14 protein-coding genes are annotated in these 15,556 nt (G+C 63.5%); 2 read left to right on the top strand and 12 right to left on the bottom strand.

Features of this window, described 5'->3' with window-relative positions; all coding sequences use genetic code 11:
• Window positions 1-87 precede the first annotated feature (87 nt).
• Together tal and glk are read left to right on the top strand one after the other, a co-directional pair.
• Complete coding sequence (gene tal / locus BMY52_RS10750) at window positions 88-1,212, top strand: transaldolase (RefSeq protein WP_090254265.1); 1,125 nt, start codon at window positions 88-90, stop codon at window positions 1,210-1,212.
• Between the two features lie 73 nt (window positions 1,213-1,285).
• Entirely contained in the window at window positions 1,286-2,302 is a 1,017-nt protein-coding gene (gene glk / locus BMY52_RS10745; RefSeq protein WP_090254263.1) for a glucokinase, read from the top strand.
• Window positions 2,303-2,432: 130 nt separating this feature from the next.
• On the opposite strand, the gene BMY52_RS10740 is transcribed toward glk, so the two are convergent.
• From BMY52_RS10740 to ffh, 12 genes are all read right to left on the bottom strand, one after another.
• Window positions 2,433-3,203, bottom strand: coding sequence for a TSCPD domain-containing protein (locus BMY52_RS10740; protein ID WP_090254262.1), 771 nt, complete (start codon window positions 3,201-3,203; stop codon window positions 2,433-2,435).
• 17 nt (window positions 3,204-3,220) lie between these two features.
• Window positions 3,221-5,323, bottom strand: a complete 2,103-nt coding sequence (locus tag BMY52_RS10735; protein WP_218140426.1) for an adenosylcobalamin-dependent ribonucleoside-diphosphate reductase — start codon at window positions 5,321-5,323, stop codon at window positions 3,221-3,223.
• Between the two features lie 615 nt (window positions 5,324-5,938).
• Window positions 5,939-7,825, bottom strand: coding sequence for a molecular chaperone HtpG (gene htpG / locus BMY52_RS10730; RefSeq protein ID WP_090254259.1), 1,887 nt, complete (start codon window positions 7,823-7,825; stop codon window positions 5,939-5,941).
• Window positions 7,826-8,056: 231 nt separating this feature from the next.
• Window positions 8,057-8,806: a sulfur oxidation c-type cytochrome SoxX gene (gene soxX, locus BMY52_RS10725; RefSeq protein ID WP_090254257.1), complete on the bottom strand. Its 750-nt coding sequence runs from the start codon at window positions 8,804-8,806 to the stop codon at window positions 8,057-8,059.
• A 16-nt stretch (window positions 8,807-8,822) separates the two neighbouring features.
• The gene (gene soxA, locus BMY52_RS10720; protein ID WP_090254256.1) at window positions 8,823-9,626 is read right to left on the bottom strand and encodes a sulfur oxidation c-type cytochrome SoxA; all 804 of its coding nucleotides are present in this window, start codon (window positions 9,624-9,626) and stop codon (window positions 8,823-8,825) included.
• A gap of 194 nt (window positions 9,627-9,820) precedes the next feature.
• On the bottom strand, window positions 9,821-10,288 hold the full coding sequence (locus BMY52_RS10715) for a methylated-DNA--[protein]-cysteine S-methyltransferase (protein ID WP_090254254.1): 468 nt from the start codon (window positions 10,286-10,288) through the stop codon (window positions 9,821-9,823).
• 4 nt (window positions 10,289-10,292) lie between these two features.
• A complete protein-coding gene (locus tag BMY52_RS10710; protein ID WP_245740790.1) occupies window positions 10,293-12,098 on the bottom strand; it encodes a tetratricopeptide repeat protein in 1,806 nt (601 codons plus the stop codon).
• A 26-nt stretch (window positions 12,099-12,124) separates the two neighbouring features.
• Window positions 12,125-12,472 carry a 50S ribosomal protein L19 gene (rplS, locus tag BMY52_RS10705; RefSeq protein WP_090254252.1) on the bottom strand — a complete coding sequence of 116 codons (348 nt, stop codon included), beginning with the start codon at window positions 12,470-12,472 and terminating at the stop codon, window positions 12,125-12,127.
• 13 nt (window positions 12,473-12,485) lie between these two features.
• On the bottom strand, window positions 12,486-13,250 hold the full coding sequence (gene trmD / locus BMY52_RS10700; protein ID WP_090254250.1) for a tRNA (guanosine(37)-N1)-methyltransferase TrmD: 765 nt from the start codon (window positions 13,248-13,250) through the stop codon (window positions 12,486-12,488).
• Between the two features lie 6 nt (window positions 13,251-13,256).
• The gene (rimM, locus tag BMY52_RS10695; RefSeq protein WP_090254248.1) at window positions 13,257-13,760 is read right to left on the bottom strand and encodes a ribosome maturation factor RimM; all 504 of its coding nucleotides are present in this window, start codon (window positions 13,758-13,760) and stop codon (window positions 13,257-13,259) included.
• Window positions 13,761-13,779: 19 nt separating this feature from the next.
• Window positions 13,780-14,040 carry a 30S ribosomal protein S16 gene (rpsP, locus tag BMY52_RS10690; RefSeq protein WP_090254246.1) on the bottom strand — a complete coding sequence of 87 codons (261 nt, stop codon included), beginning with the start codon at window positions 14,038-14,040 and terminating at the stop codon, window positions 13,780-13,782.
• 147 nt (window positions 14,041-14,187) lie between these two features.
• Window positions 14,188-15,549: a signal recognition particle protein gene (gene ffh / locus BMY52_RS10685; protein ID WP_090254244.1), complete on the bottom strand. Its 1,362-nt coding sequence runs from the start codon at window positions 15,547-15,549 to the stop codon at window positions 14,188-14,190.
• Between the last annotated feature and the right edge of the window lie 7 nt (window positions 15,550-15,556).

The raw sequence follows: 15,556 nt of genomic DNA, 5'->3' as shown, positions 1-15,556 counted from the left end.
GCTTGGGATAACGGCGCTGCTAGCGCCCTCCCCTGCGTACACGTTAAACTGGGCGCTTTTCTCCGCCGTGGGCGAGGATAGAATCACATGGCCGAACATAATCCGCTGCTGCGTCTGCGCGACCTGGGCCAGAGCGTCTGGTACGACTACATCCGCAAGGATCTAATGGAATCCGGCGAGCTGGCCCGACTCATCCGTGAGGATGGCCTCGGCGGGCTGACCTCCAACCCCGCCATCTTCGACAAGGCCATCACCGGTAGCGATCTCTACGATGAGGGCATCCGCCAGGCCCTGGCCGTGGACCCGGACATCAGCACTGCGGCCCTCTTCTATCAACTGGCCATTGGGGACCTCCAGGCCGCCGCCGACGCCTTCCGCGGCACCTACGATCAAACCGAAGGGCAGGATGGCTTTGTCAGTCTCGAAGTCTCTCCGGAGCTGGCCTTCGACGCCGATGGCACGGTGCGCGAGGCCCTGGATCTGGCCGCCCGCGTGGATCGCCCCAACCTCATGATCAAGGTACCCGGCACCCTGCCGGGGCTGACGGCCATCGAGCAGCTCACCGCCCAGGGTGTGAATGTGAATGTGACGCTGCTGTTCTCGGTGTCCCGTTATGAGGCCGTGCTGGAGGCCTATCTCAAGGGGCTGGAGGCCCGCATGGCACAGGGCTTGTCCGTGGATCGCATGGCCTCAGTGGCCAGCTTCTTTGTCAGTCGGGTGGATACCGCCCTGGACGACATCCTGGAAGAACGCATCCGCGAAGGCCGGCCCGTGGAGCACATGCAGGGCCGCCTGGCCATTGCCAATGCCAAACTGGCCTATGCCCACCTCCTGCAGGTCACGCAGAGCGAGCGTTGGCAGCGCCTCAAGGCCGTGGGCGCCCGCCCCCAGCGCCTGCTGTGGGCCAGCACAGGTACCAAGAACCCCGCTTACAGCGACGTGCTCTACGTGGAATCCCTGATCGGCGCGGATACGGTCAACACCCTGCCCCCGGCCACCTACAATGCCTTCCGCGACCACGGTCGGGCCGAGCCGACCCTGGCGCAGGATCTGGAACAATCCCGCGCCCTGATCCAGGGTCTGCCGGACCTGGGCATTGACCTGGAGAGTGTGACCAACCGCCTGGAAAGCGAGGGCATCGAATCCTTCGCCAAGGCCTTCGACCACCTCATGCAGGGCCTGGAAGACAAACGCACCCGCCTGGGGGGATGAACAGCAAAATTTTGCAAAGCTGGGAGAATAGCTCATCATGGGGCCTTGGTCCCTTTCCCTAACGGGTGGTTTGATGAAGATTCTGGCAGGCGATATTGGCGGTACCAAAACCCTGCTGATGCTGGCGGATGTTTCCCATGGTCGCCTGTCAACCCTGGCACGGGAACGCTACACCAGCGCCGACTTTCCGGATCTGGCCCCCATGGTGCGGGCCTTCCTGAGTGACGCAGGTCTTGCCAGCGACGGCATTGATGCCGCCTGTTTCGCCCTGGCCGGCCCTGTCGCCCGTCAGCAGGGCGTGGACCGGGCCCGGCTCACCAACCTCCCCTGGGAACTGAATTCCACCCATCTGGCGGACAATCTCGGCATCCCCCAAGTGGCCCTGCTCAACGATTTCGAGGGCATCGGCCACAGCCTGGACGATCTCCCCACCGAAGCACTTCACTCCCTGCAAACCGGCCAGGCCGACCCGGAGGGTGTGCGTCTGGTCGTGGGCGCCGGGACCGGCCTGGGTGTGTGCATCGTGCCGCCAGGGCATCCCCTGTGTGTTTTACCCACGGAGAGCGGGCACGCGACCTTCGCCCCGGCGGATACCCGCCAAGCGCGATTATGGCAATACGTGGCCGATCAGGAAGGGCGCTGTACCCGTGAACATCTGCTCAGCGGCCGGGGCCTTGGACGCATCGCCCGGTTCCTGGTGGCCCAGGGTCAATCGCCGGGCCAGAGCCTCGGTCTGGCCCTGGAAGGAGATGACCCTGCCCCCATCATCTCGCAACTGGCCCTGGAGGGCAGTGACCCCGTGGCAGTGGAAGCAGTGGCGCTGTTTCTGGCCGTCTACGGGGGGCAGGCCGGGGACCTGGCCCTGGGTTGCCTGCCCTTTGGCGGTGTTTTCATCGCTGGTGGCATCGCCCCACGGCTGCTGCCCCGAATGCAGGAAGGCGGCTTCATCCAGGCCTTTCGCCACAAACCGCCCATGAGCCACCTGCTGGAACGCATGCCGATCCAGGTCATCGGTGATACCGACGCCGGCCTGCTGGGCGCCGCCCGCCACGCCGCCAGCCTGTGCCAACAGCCGGATCAGGCCCGCTGAGCCCATGGATATCCGCGGCCTTGCGGCCTCTCCCGTCTAGTCCGCATGGAGACCCTGTCAATCCTGTTCGGCATGGTGATCCTCGCCGCCCTGGTCGGGGGATGACTGGGCTGGCTGCACCGGCAATGGCTCAACCGCACTTGCTATCCCCGCAGTTGAGGCAGGTGAGGCAATTGTCCATGACCACCACGGCCTGGGTGTGGCACTTGCCGCATAGCTGGGCACCGGGGGGGAAGCTTTCCCGGGCCTTGGGGTCGTCGCTGGCCTGGTGCACGCTCTCTTCGTACTGGGCGCGCTTTTCCTCCACCAGGCGGCGCTGGTGTTCGTCCAGGCCGTCGTCCTTGATCAGGCCAATCATGCGCATGTGGCTCTCGATGGCGTCGCCGATCTCGGCCACCAGGGAAGGCATGTACTTGCCCCCCTTCTTGAAATAGCCCCCGCGCGGGTCGAACACCGAGCGCAACTCCTCCACCAGGAAGGTGACATCCCCGCCCTTGCGGAACACCGCCGAGATGATCCGGGTGAGCGCCACGATCCACTGGAAGTGGTCCATGTTCTTGGAGTTGATGAAGATCTCGAAGGGCCGACGCAGTTCGTGCTCGGTGCCCGGATTCAGGATCACATCGTTGATGGTCACATACAGGGCGTGCTCCGACAACGGCGTCTTCAGCTTGTAAGTGGACCCCAGCAGCATCTCGGGTCGTTCCAGCTTCTCGTGCATGTGCACCACCTTCGCGGAGCCCTGAGTGGGCTCCGTGGGGGCCGGGGCAGGCGCGCTGGCGGCAGCGGCCGGCGGGGCCGACGATTCCGCGGGGGCGCCGGCCTGAGCGGCGCTCTCCTCAGCGGATTCCTCCCGCCAGATTCCGAAATCCACAATTGGTTTGTCAATCTTGATGGTCATGTGCGTGTGCCCCTGATTCAGAATTTACCGTAGTACCCTTCTTTCAGGGCCTCGTAGAGATTGGCGGCATTGTGGGTCTCGCCGTCGTATTCCACTTCCTCATTCCCCTTGGCCAGCACGATGCTGCCGTCATCCAGGACAAACCGGTAGGTGGTGTTTTCCAGATCCTTTTCCTTGACCAGCACGCCCTGGAAGGCCTCGGGATTGAAACGGAAGGTGGTACAGCCCTTCAGCCCCTGCTCGTAGGCATAGCGGTAGATGTCCTTGAAGTCCTCGAAGCGATAGTCCGTGGGCACGTTGGCGGTCTTGGAGATGGACGAATCGATCCATTTCTGGGCCGCCGCCTGCACGTCCACGTGGGACTTGGGCGTGATGTCATCCGCCGTGATGAAATATTCCGGCAACTGTGCCCCGGGCTCCTCGGAGTACGGCATGGCCTTGGCGTTCACGAGTTCCCGGTAGGCCAGCAGTTCATAGGAGAAGACATCCACCTTCTCCTTGGTCTTGCGGCCCGAACGGATGATGTTGCGGGCATAGTGGTGGGCGAACGAGGGCTCGATGCCGTTACTGGCGTTATTGGCCAGTGACAGGGAGATGGTCCCGGTGGGGGCAATGGAGCTGTGGTGGGTGAAGCGGCAACCTTCCTCGGCCAGGGCCTCCACCAACTCGGGGTCCACCTGGGCCACCCGCTGCATGTAGCGACTGTAACGGGCATGCAGTACCCGGCCCTTGAGGATATCCCCCACCTGGATACCATCCCTTTCCAGTTCCGGACGCAGGCGCAGCATGGCCGGGGTCACCTGGAACTCCTCGTCCATGATGGGGGCCGACCCCTTTTCCCGGGCCAGTTCCAGCCCGGCGCGCCAGCCGGCCAGGGCCATCTCGCGGGTCACCTCTTCGGTGAAGGCCAGAGAGCCCTCGTCGCCGTATTTCATGCCCATCATGGTGATGGTGGAGCCCAGCCCCAGGTAACCCATGCCGTGGCGGCGCTTGCGAATGATCTCCTCGCGCTGCTCGGGCAGTGGCAGGCCGTTGATCTCCACCACGTTGTCCAGCATGCGGGTGAACACGGACACCACCTCGCGGAAGGTCTCCATGTCGAACCGGGCCTGGTCGGTGAAGGGGTCCTGCACGAAGCGGGTCAGGTTGATGGAGCCCAGCAGACAGGCCCCATAGGGCGGCAGGGGCTGCTCGCCACAGGGGTTGGTGGCGCGGATGTGCTCGCACCACCAATTGTTGTTCATCTCGTTGACCTTGTCGATGAGCACGAAGCCCGGCTCGGCATAGTCGTAGGTGGAGGTCATCACCATGTTCCACAGGTTGCGGGCCGGCAGAGTCTTGTAGATCCGGCAGGCCACCAGGCCTTCCTCGTTGGTGATGTAATCATTGTCCACGGGCCAGTCGCGCCACAGGACCTGCTCGGGATCGCTCAGATCGATGCCATCCTGCTCCGCTTCCTGAGGACCCAGGGGGAACGCCAGCGGCCATTGTTCATCGTTCTTCACCGCCTCCATGAAACCTGAAGTGATCAGCAGCGACAGGTTGAACTGGCGCAGGCAGCCATCGGCGCGCTTGGCGCGGATGAAGTCCAGCACGTCCGGATGACCGATATCAAAGGTACCCATCTGTGCGCCGCGCCGCCCTCCGGCGGAGGAGACGGTGAAGCACATCTTGTCGTAGATCTCCATGAACGACAGGGGCCCGGAGGTATAGGCGCCGGCCCCGGAGACATAGGCACCCCGGGGACGCAGGGTGGAGAAGTCATAGCCGATGCCACTACCGGCCTTGAGGGTGAGGCCCGCCTCGTGGAGCTTTTCCAGGATGTCGTCCATGGAATCCTGAATGGAGCCCGACACCGTGCAGTTGATGGTGGACGTGGCGGGCTTGTGCTCCCAGGCACCGGCGTTGGCAATGATGCGTCCGGCGGGGATGGCCCCCAGACGCAGGGCCCAGAGAAAACGTTCGTACCAGGTCTCGCGCAGGGCCGGCTCGGCCTCCACGTCGGCCAGGGCCCGGGCAACACGCTTCCAGGTGTCATCGATGGTGGGGTCCAGATCTTCACCGGTACGGGTCTTGAGGCGGTATTTCTTGTCCCAGATATCCATGGAGGCGGGCTGCATGGGAACCTCCCTTGAGACAACGGATGCAAGGGCTTGGCTGGACTGGGATTTCATGGTGGCGGGATCCTTTTTGCTACTAGCTGTTGTGGTTGGATACTGATCAACACACAACATAGTGGATGTGAGGCCGTCGAAGCTTAGGCACTTGCCGGGGGGATTTCAAGCGCTCACAGGGGGCTCAGGGGGAGGTGCGGGAGAGGGGAAGCACGCCGAAACGGGCCTGGGACGCGGGCTTCCAGGGGGGCGATCGGAATGAATAATTTTTTCGGCCAGCCGACGAACGGTCGGCAACTGCGGGAGAGATGTTAGGGACAGGATGGCCCCGACGATCGGGGCCATCTCATACAGGTCAACGTGAAAGAATCAAGGTTCAGCTACAAATACCCCCTTCTCCCCCGAGGGGGAGAAGGGCTGGGGATGAGGGGGGAGACAGGCACTGTGCCAGCCCTCGCCCCTCACCCCAACCCCTCTCCCCGCAGGGGAGAGGGGCTCGGCAGTGACGACCGCGTCCATGAGATAAAGAGAAACCTTTCCCAGCAGGGGAGAGGGGCTCGGAACGTCTCTTTCATCATCGGGGTGCCTCACCCGGCCGTGATGCCTGAGAGTTAACGTGGATCAGCCCTGGGTGATCAGGGTGTTCAGACGCTTGACGAAGCCCGCCGGATCCTCCAACTGTCCGCCCTCGGCCAGCACGGCCTGATCCAGAAGCAGGCTGGACCAGTCCTTGAAACGGGCCTCGTCCGTCTCCTCGCCCATGCGCTGGAGGAGACGATGGTTCGGGTTCACCTCCAGCACCGGCTTGGTATCCGGCAGATTCTGACCCGCCTGCTTGAGCAGCTGCTGCATGTACAGGGCCATCTCATCCTCTGACAAGACGATACAGGCCGGCGAATCGGTCAGGCGATGGGAGAAGCGCACCTCCTGTACCCGCTCGCCCAGGGCCTCCTGGATGCGCGGCAGCAGATCCTTGACCTGCTCCTCGGCCTCCTGCTGGGCCTTTTTCTCTTCTTCCGTCTCGGTATCGCCCAGGTCCAGGTCGCCCTTGGCCACGGACTTGAGAGACTTGCCCTCGAATTCGTGCAGGTGCGAGACCAGCCATTCGTCCACACGATCAGACAGCAGCAACACCTCAATGCCCCGTTTCCGGAAGACCTCCAGGTGCGGGCTGTGCAGGGCCGCCGTGTGGCTGTCGGCGGTGATGTAGTAGATGGTGTCCTGTCCCTCCTTCATGCGACCGATGTAGTCGGCCAGGGCGACATTCTGAGCGGCCTCGCCGGTGTGGGTGCTGGCAAAGCGCAACAGGCGACCGATCTGCTCCCGGTTGGCATGGTCCTCGGCGGGCCCTTCCTTGAGTACACGACCGAAGGCGTCCCAGAAGGTCTGGTACTGTTCGGGCTCCTTCTTCGCCAGATCTTCCAGCAACCCCAGGACCTTTTTCACCGAGCCGGAACGTATACCGTCGATCAGGCGGTTATTCTGCAGGATTTCCCGGGAAATGTTCAGCGGCAGGTCGTTGGAATCCACCACCCCACGCACGAAGCGCAAGTAGGTGGGCATGAGCTGCTCGGCGTCGTCCATGATGAACACCCGCTGCACGTAGAGCTTGATGCCATGGCGACGGTCCCGGTCCCACAGGTCGAAGGGGGCGCGTTTGGGGATATACAACAGCGACGTATACTCCTGACGCCCTTCCACCCGGTTGTGGGTCCAGGTAAGCGGCTCCTCGAAGTCGTGGGCCACGTGCTTGTAGAACTCCTTGTACTCCTCGTCGGAGATCTCCGATTTGGAGCGGGTCCACAGGGCCGAGGCCCGGTTCACGGTCTCCCATTCCTCCAGGGCCTTGCCGTCGTCATCCCGCTTGCGCATGGTGATGGGCAGGGGGATGTGATCGGAGTAGCGGGTCACAATGTGGCGCAGGCGGAATTCATCCAGGAATTCATCTTCGTCCTGTTTCAGGTGCAACACCACCTCGGTGCCACGCTCGGGCCTTTCCACCGTCTCCACGGTGAACTCGCCGCTGCCGTCGGACTCCCAGCGCACACCGTGCTCGGCGCCCATGCCGGCACGACGGGTGGTGAGCGTCACCCGATCGGCCACAATAAAGGAAGAATAGAAACCCACACCGAACTGACCGATGAGGTGGGCATCCTTTTTCTGGTCACCGGTGAGGCGGCTGAGAAACTCCCGGGTACCGGAATGGGCGATGGTGCCGATGTTGTTGATGACATCATCCCGACTCATGCCGATGCCGTTGTCGCGCACGGTGACGGTGCGGGCATCCTTGTCGTACTCCACCTGGATGCCCAGGTCGCCCTCGCCTTCCATCAGGGCATCATCGGCCAGGGCCTCAAAGCGCAACTTGTCGCAGGCATCAGCCGCGTTGGAGACAAGTTCGCGCAGGAAGATCTCCTTGTTGGAGTACAGCGCATTGATCATCAGGTGCAGCAACTGGCTGACCTCGGTCTGGAACTGTCGGGTTTCCTTGTGCGTATCGACGCTCATGGGGGCTCCGCGGTTGAATGGGTGAATTGACTCGCGGAGTGGTATGGGGGTGGATGGGGAGGATTTCAAGGGGGTGGGTGGGTTGTGGGGTTTTTTGTGGGAGCTGGCCTGCCTGCGAATCGCTGCGACAGCAGCGCCCTGGCTGGGCCTTGTGCCCGCCGCCTTCGCGGGCAAGGCCCGCTCCCACAAAAAAACAGCTCCAGAACCGGCTCCTACAGGGGGTGCCGGGGCTTAGAAGCCTGTGTCTCCCGCTGGCGCGCTGGCCGGATCCATCTCCACATCCGGGTCCACCTTGCGGGCATTCACCGGAGACTCCGGGTCCAGCAGGTAGGCCATGATGTGCGAGATGCTTTCCTGCTCCAGGAACCCGTTGTGTCCCATGCGCGGCATGGCGGTGCAAGGGAAGTAGGCATGGGGGTTATAGATCATCTCGTACACGAAGCGCCGTACCGCCTCGGTATTGCCACGCAATTCCCCATAATTGCTGAGGCTGGGGCCGATATTGCCATAGGCCAGTTCTTCCGGGTCCATCTGATGGCAGGCATAGCAATTGCCCCCCACCGTGCGTTCCGGATTGTCGTAATTGTGGCCAATCCGGTAACCATAGCCGCTGCGGGCCAGTTCGGCCCCCTTCTCCCAGTCACCCAGCTGGATGCCGCCTTCCGGGTACTCAAAGCTCTCCCGGGCCATGGCAACGATGCGATTGGCGACCTCTCCGTGGGGGCGGTTGCGGGTATCGCTGCACAGGCGTTGCAACTCGTCCTGCTGCATGCGTTCCCGCGCAGTCCCTCCCTCCTGCACCTCTTGATCCAGTTTGAAGCTGTTTGATTCGAAGATCAGATACTCCGCATACTCCTCGGCGGACATCTCCGTCAGATCGGGCTCATCATCGCTCTGTTCGCCCACCTGCACACACCCGGCGAGCAAACCCGCAGACAGGGCCAGCCCCATGTAGGTCACATGTCTTGTCTTGTTGGTCATATCGACTCCCCCCTGATCAGCGCTTCAGATCCGGCAATGTAGCCTCACCACCCCGGGCCTGATCGGTCCAGTAGGAGAGGATGGCGATGGATGCATCGGACCCGAATTTCACGCCGGCCTGGCGCATCTGGTAGTAGCAGCCACGCACGCGGTGCTGCGAGCTTCGCACCACACCATGGCCAATACGATAGGCTGGCCAGGAGACCGCCTTGGACCATTCCTCCTGATGGGAGACCACAGGCAGGAAGGAGAGACGGATGCGTTTGCGGGGTTCGCTATGGCAGGAGACGCAACCAAAATCCATGTTGCCGGCGCGACGATAGAACAGCACCTCGCCGGCATCCCGGGTGAGGCGTTCCATGGGGTGATCCATGGGCGGATCCCAGGCCATGCCGTTGGACTGGGCTGCAATGTAGGTGTAGAGGGCGGTCAGATCCGCCTCGCGGGTGTCCGAGGAGTGCTTGCGGGCGATCGGATCATCTTCCTCCGTGAATCCCTGCAAGGTCTTCATGCAGTGGATGAGACGGCTTTCCAGATCCATCACCCGGCCGGTGTCCTCAAAATACCGGGGCATCTGCACATAGGCACCCTCGAGCACACCGGGACCAAGACCGAAATCACACTGCTCAAGAGAGACATTCTTGGGGCCTCGAGGCTCATGAAACAAATCCTCGCCCCGCCACTCGGTCAACTCGGCGGGGTTGTTATCGGCCAGCATCATGAGCTGTTCGCGCCCTGTGAGATAAGGCGAGTCCGATGCGGTCGCCCCCCCGACCACGCTTGCGGCCAAGGCCGTGGCGACCAACCATTGCTTGATCATTTCCGTCTCCTCCACGAATTATTGTCTTGAAGGCCTCCTCCCGCCCCCCTGATGCCCGGGAGGTGATGGCGGACCTTGGGGATAGACTGCGTTCAGAACCGGGAAATGTCAATCGTTTTGGAATAACGAAATAACTATTAGTGATTTCTTATGAAGAGCCGCTCCCACAAGGCGGCAAGAGCAATTTCAGGGGGTCAGCGGTTTTTTTCGTGGGTGAGGAGCCATTGCTTGATGCGGGGGCCGGCGCCCTGGGTTGCGCCGCCATAGCCGCCCACGCCGCCGTGGGCGGGGATGATGCGATGACAGGGGATGATGATGGGCAGAGGATTACCGCGGCAGGCGCCGCCGACGGCCCGGGCGCCGGAGTTCAATTGCCGGGCCAACTGGCCATAGGTGATTGGGGCACCCGAGGGAATACGGCACAAGGCCGCCCACACACGCAGCTGAAAGGACGTGCCCCCTGGGGCCAGGGGTAGATCGAAGCGGAAGGCGGGATCCTGGAAATACGCTGCCAGCTGGAAGGCGGCCTCGGCGCCAAGGCCCGGGGGCGGCGGGCACGGGGCTTCACCGCCAGCGACATAATCCAGGGCTGTCAGGCCGGCGGCATCCCAGGTCAGCGCGATACGCCCCAGGGGGCTTTCGATCACCGCCCGGGATGGCATCCGGCTAATCCACCAGCATCAGTTGCTGGAGGCGCTGGCGGAGCATGATCCGTCGGCCCGGCTCGGTGGCCCGCTCCAGCAGGTCTTCATACAGGGCTCGCGCATCGTCCACCAGGCCCGCATCGGCCAGGGCCTGGGCGGCCTGGAAGCGGGCACTCAGGCCCCAAAGGTCAGTGCTGTTACCCGCCATGGCCGAGCGCAGGTAGTAACGCGCCGCCTGCGCATGCTCGTCCAGGGCGCGATAGGAGTCCGCCGTCCAGAACCACAACTCCCGCCGCTGGCGCGCCTCCACAAGCCGGGGGGCCAGCGCCTGGAAAAGGTTCAGGGCCTCGTCATGGCGGCCCACCGTCTGCAGATCGAACATCACCTGCATGAAGCGATCTCCCGGGTCAGCCTCCAGGCGGCGCACATCAGAGAGAACATCATACAGGCCATCAATCCCTGCCTCCTCCTGTCCACCCAGGATCAGGGCCCGAGCCCGGCGAAGCCCCCAGTCGAAGGGATCGACCCCCTCCGGGGGACGGTGCAGGCCCGCCATGAGCGCCGAGGCGGTGGCAAGATCCCCCGCCTCCAGCGCCTGCTCCACCAACAAATGGCGCACCGGATCCGGCACCTGCTCGGGGCTGCCGAAGGGCCCCTCCCCCAGATACAGGGCATGGAGCAGAGCCTGACCATGGCCCTCCACCCGCGCCAACTGCTCGCCCAACTGACGATGGGCCTGTTCACGACCGGAAGGAGAGGGGGATCTCAAGGCCACCAAGGCCAGTATCCCGCGGGAGAGATGAGGTTCGCGGCTGTGCAGTTGCGCGGCCCGTTCAAGCCAGTCCGCATCGTCGCCGAGCAGCCACTGTCGGCGGTTGGCCTCACGTTCACCCAGGCGGGCATAGTGTTCCCAGAGCAGATCGGCAGAGAGGTGAAAGACCTCATCCCCCTCCCCCAGGATTCGCTGGGATGCCAGGGCGCGCTCCATGATGGCCAGGCCATCGGTGGTGTCACCGCCCCTCTGGACAGCATGCGCGGCTATTGCCTGATAGCGGGCACCGTCCCGGGTGTCTCGCCCCACAGCCTGGGCACGGGCGAGGGCCTGCTCCAGGGTGTCCGTCGCGGAGAGGTCTTCCGCACAGAGGCGCGCCAGCAGACGCAACGCGTCCGCCTCAGATTCCTCCACGCTTTCCAGCGCATCGACCGCTTCCCGGGGGCGTTCCAACTGCAGCAGCAGGTGAGCCTCCATCAGGGCCACCCGGGCCACATCATCGGGATAATCAAAACGGTAGCGCCGCAGCGCCGTGAGGGCGTCCTCGGGACGGTCGTCCAGATCATAGGATTCAGCCACCAGGCGACGCCAGGAGCGAAACCAGCTTTCGCTGGCGTTATGGCGACCAAACCAGATCAGAGGGCGCAGGACATCGCGGGCCTCGTGACCCCGGCCCAGGGCAATGAGGGCATGGGCCTGACGGGTTCGCGTCCAGATGACGAACTCCACCGGCATCTCCACCGGGATTCGGGCGGTGCGCTCCACCACCTGCTCCCAGCGACTGTTCATGCCCAGGATTTCGATGCGGGCCTGCTCCCGCTCCATCCAGCGCACGGGTTCGGCGCGCGGGTCGGGCATGTCCTCCGCCAGCAGGTTCAGAGCCAGTTCCGCAGCCCCGACACGGGCCATGGCCATGGCCTCGTCCACCACACGGTCGGCCTGCGCCGATGTCATGCAGAGCAGCAGAAGACACAGCAGGACCAGACGATGCGGAACCTGGGTCACCGCACGCACGACAAAGCGCCCCGGCACGCCGGGACGCTTTGCAGAATCCATACGGATGGAACCCAGGAGGGCCGTACTTATTTGACGTCTTCCTTGATGCGAGCAGCCTTGCCGGTGCGCCCACGCAGGTAGTACAGCTTGGCGCGACGGACCTTACCGCGGCGCTTGACCTGGATCTCGGCCACAGACGGGCTGTAGGTCTGGAAGACTCGCTCCACCCCTTCGCCGTGGGATACCTTGCGCACGGTGAAGGCGGAGTTGATGCCGCGGTTACGCTTGGCGATGCACACGCCTTCAAAGGCCTGCAGGCGCTCGCGGTTACCTTCCTTCACCTTCACCTGGACGACCACGGTGTCGCCAGGGGTAAAGTTGGGCACCTCGCGGTTCATCTGCTCGGCGTCCAGTTGCTGGATGATGTTACTCATGGTTCGACCCCTGTCAGTCACTGCTCGGCGCGGCCTGCCCCTCGGCATGCTCGCGTTGATATTCTTCCAGCAGGCGGCGATCCGCCTGACTCAATTCCTGTTGCGCCAGTATGTCCGGGCGGCGCATCCAGGTACGCCCCAGGGCCTGCTTGCGACGCCAGCGCTCGATCCGTCCGTGATCGCCGCTGCGCAGCACCGGGGGCACTTCCAGCCCATCGATCATCTCCGGGCGAGTGTAGTGCGGACAATCCAGCAGGCCCGTTGAAAAGGAATCCTGGGCGGCGGAGTCCTCGTCGCCGAGGGCCCCGGGCAGCAGCCGGGCGCAGGCATCCATCAGCACCATGGCCGCCAGCTCGCCGCCGGATAGCACATAATCCCCGATGGACCATTCCTCGTCCACTTCCAACTGAATGAGGCGCTCATCAATACCTTCATAGCGCCCCGCCAGCAGAATCAGCCTGGACTGACCGGCCATGTCATGGACAGCGGCCTGGTCCAGGCGGCGCCCCTGCGGGCTCATGTACAGCACCTTGGCCGGCCGGGGGTCGGCCCCGCGGGCCGCACCAATCGCCCGACGCAAGGGTTCCACCTTCATCACCATGCCCGGCCCTCCCCCATAGGGGCGGTCGTCCACGGTGCGATGCCGATCCTCCGTGAAACACCGGGGATCCCAGCACTGCAGGGACATCAATCCCCGCTCCCGAGCCCGTCCAGTGACACCGCAGCGGGTCACTGAGGCGACCCACTCGGGAAACACGCTGATCACATCGAAGCGCATGGGATCCTAGAAATCCGGATCCCAGTCCACTCGCATCCTTCCGGCCTCCAGGTCGATCTCGTGGATCACCCGTTCCCGTAGATAGGGGATCAGGCGCTCCCGGTCGCCACGGACCACCAGCACATCGTTGGCACCGGTCTGAATCAGGTTATCCACCTGCCCCAGCAAGATGCCATCCAGTGTTTCCACTGTCAGACCGATCAGGTCGGCCCAGTAATATTCACCTTCGGGCAGAGGTTCGAGCTGTTCTGGCCGGATCGCCAGCTGACAACCCACATAGGTGGCTGCCACATCCCGATCATCCATACCCGCAAACTTGGCTACCACCCCCTTACCCTGGGGGCGGCCGTCCTCCAGAGGGACAGCCTGCCATTGCCCATTCCGCTCCATGAGCAGGGGCTCGTACTGCAGAATGCGGTCACGCGGGTCGGTCTCGGAGAAGAGCTTGACCCAGCCGCGAACACCGTGAACGCCGGATATCCGGCCAACAACAATCGGGTCCGAGCCCACGTGCCTGCCTCGTGGCGCCTTAGGCGGCAGCCTGATTCTGCTTCTGGAATTCCTTGAGCAGCTTGGCCACGCGCTCGGAGGTCTGAGCGCCCTTGGACAGCCAGTGCTCCATGCGATCGGAGTCCATGTGCAGGCGCACCTCCTGACCGCGCGCCACCGGGTTGAAGTAACCCAGGCGCTCAATGTAGCCGCTGTCACGGCGACTGCGGGAGTCGGTGACCACAATTTTGTAGAAGGGCGCCTTCTTGGCGCCGCCGCGAGCGAGTCGAATCGTTACCATCTGCGCTTAGCCCTGCTTGTCAGGTATTCCGAGCGGGGGGTTTCCCCGGAGAAACGCGGCATTATACACACGCCGCCCCCGGGCACAAGTAGGGACCGGGGGCCAACACCCCCCTGGCTCCCGGAAGACCCCCTTGCCACCCCGGGGTTAAAAGGGCATCCGGCCGCCCGGCATGCGACCCTTCAGGGACTTCATCATCTTGTTCATGCCGCCCTTGGAGAACTGTTTCACCATCTTGCTCATCTGCATGTGCTGCTTGAGCAAACGATTCACATCCTGCACCTGCGTGCCGGAGCCGGCGGCAATGCGGCGCTTGCGCCGACCCTTGATGATTTCAGGATGACGCCGCTCCTTGGGCGTCATGGAATTGATGATGGCCACCATGCGGCCCATGTCCTTGTCGTGAGCCTTGTTCTTGATGGCATCGGGCAGGTCGCTGGTGCCCGGCAGCTTTTCCAGGAGGGAGTTGACGCCTCCCATTTTCGACATCTGCCCCAACTGGTCCCGCAAGTCCTCCAGATCAAAGCTCTTGCCCTTCTTGATCTTGCGGGCCAGCTTTTCCGCCTTGCCCTGATCCACCTCGCGGGTGGCCTCCTCCACCAGGCTGACCACATCACCCATCCCGAGGATGCGCGAGGCCACCCGGTCCGGATGAAAGGGCTCCAGGGCAGTGGTCTTCTCACCCATTCCCAGAAACTTGATGGGCTTGCCGGTGATGTGGCGCACCGACAGGGCCGCCCCGCCGCGGGCGTCTCCATCGGCCTTGGTGAGCACCACGCCCGTCAGCGCCAGGGCATCATTGAAGGCCTTGGCGGTGTTGGCGGCGTCCTGACCGGTCATGCTGTCCACCACGAACAGGGTCTCGGCGGGGTTGAGGGCCTCGTGCAGACGACGGATCTCGTCCATCATCTCGGCATCCACATGGAGACGACCGGCCGTGTCGATGATGAGCACATCCCGGTGTTGCTTGCGGGCCTGCTCCAGTGCCGCCCTGGCAATATCCACCGGATCCTGTCCGGCGTCACTGGGGAAAAACTCGGCCCCCACTTCGCCAGCCACGGTCTCCAACTGACGAATGGCCGCTGGCCGGTAAACGTCACAACTGGCCACCATCACTTTTTTGTCACGGCGTTCGGTCAGCCAGCGTGAGAGCTTGCCCACGGTGGTGGTCTTACCCGCCCCCTGCAGGCCGGCCATGAGGATGACCGCCGGGGGCTGAACATTCAGGTTCAGGTCGTCGTTGCCCTCGCCCATGACGGCGATCAACTCATCGTTGACCACCTTCACCAGGGCCTGCCCCGGGGTCAGACTGGACAGCACCTCCTGCCCCACCGCTCGCTCCTTGACCCGGGCAATGAATTCCCGAACCACCGGCAGCGCCACATCCGCCTCCAGGAGGGCCTTGCGCACCTCCCGGATGGTCTCCTGGACGTTTTCCTCGGTCAGTCGCGACTGCCCGCGCAGGCGCTTGATGGTGCCCTGAAGGCGATCTGAAAGGCTGTCAAACATGGGAACC

This window comes from Ectothiorhodospira marina (genome assembly GCF_900109495.1).
GTDB lineage: Bacteria > Pseudomonadota > Gammaproteobacteria > Ectothiorhodospirales > Ectothiorhodospiraceae > Ectothiorhodospira > Ectothiorhodospira marina.
This window is presented reverse-complemented; position numbering and strand designations above follow the sequence as displayed.

Bases quoted from the DNA above. Each gene is read 5' to 3' on its own strand.
- tal (WP_090254265.1), top strand. From the start codon at position 88: ATGGCCGAACATAATCCGCTGCTGCGTCTGCGCGACCTGGGCCAGAGC.
- glk (WP_090254263.1), top strand. From the start codon at position 1,286: ATGAAGATTCTGGCAGGCGATATTGGCGGTACCAAAACCCTGCTGATG.
- BMY52_RS10740 (WP_090254262.1), bottom strand. From the start codon at position 3,203: ATGACCATCAAGATTGACAAACCAATTGTGGATTTCGGAATCTGGCGG.
- BMY52_RS10735 (WP_218140426.1), bottom strand. From the start codon at position 5,323: ATGCAGCCCGCCTCCATGGATATCTGGGACAAGAAATACCGCCTCAAG.
- htpG (WP_090254259.1), bottom strand. From the start codon at position 7,825: ATGAGCGTCGATACGCACAAGGAAACCCGACAGTTCCAGACCGAGGTC.
- soxX (WP_090254257.1), bottom strand. From the start codon at position 8,806: ATGACCAACAAGACAAGACATGTGACCTACATGGGGCTGGCCCTGTCT.
- soxA (WP_090254256.1), bottom strand. From the start codon at position 9,626: ATGATCAAGCAATGGTTGGTCGCCACGGCCTTGGCCGCAAGCGTGGTC.
- BMY52_RS10715 (WP_090254254.1), bottom strand. From the start codon at position 10,288: ATGCCATCCCGGGCGGTGATCGAAAGCCCCCTGGGGCGTATCGCGCTG.
- BMY52_RS10710 (WP_245740790.1), bottom strand. From the start codon at position 12,098: ATGGATTCTGCAAAGCGTCCCGGCGTGCCGGGGCGCTTTGTCGTGCGT.
- rplS (WP_090254252.1), bottom strand. From the start codon at position 12,472: ATGAGTAACATCATCCAGCAACTGGACGCCGAGCAGATGAACCGCGAG.
- trmD (WP_090254250.1), bottom strand. From the start codon at position 13,250: ATGCGCTTCGATGTGATCAGCGTGTTTCCCGAGTGGGTCGCCTCAGTG.
- rpsP (WP_090254246.1), bottom strand. From the start codon at position 14,040: ATGGTAACGATTCGACTCGCTCGCGGCGGCGCCAAGAAGGCGCCCTTC.
- ffh (WP_090254244.1), bottom strand. From the start codon at position 15,549: ATGTTTGACAGCCTTTCAGATCGCCTTCAGGGCACCATCAAGCGCCTG.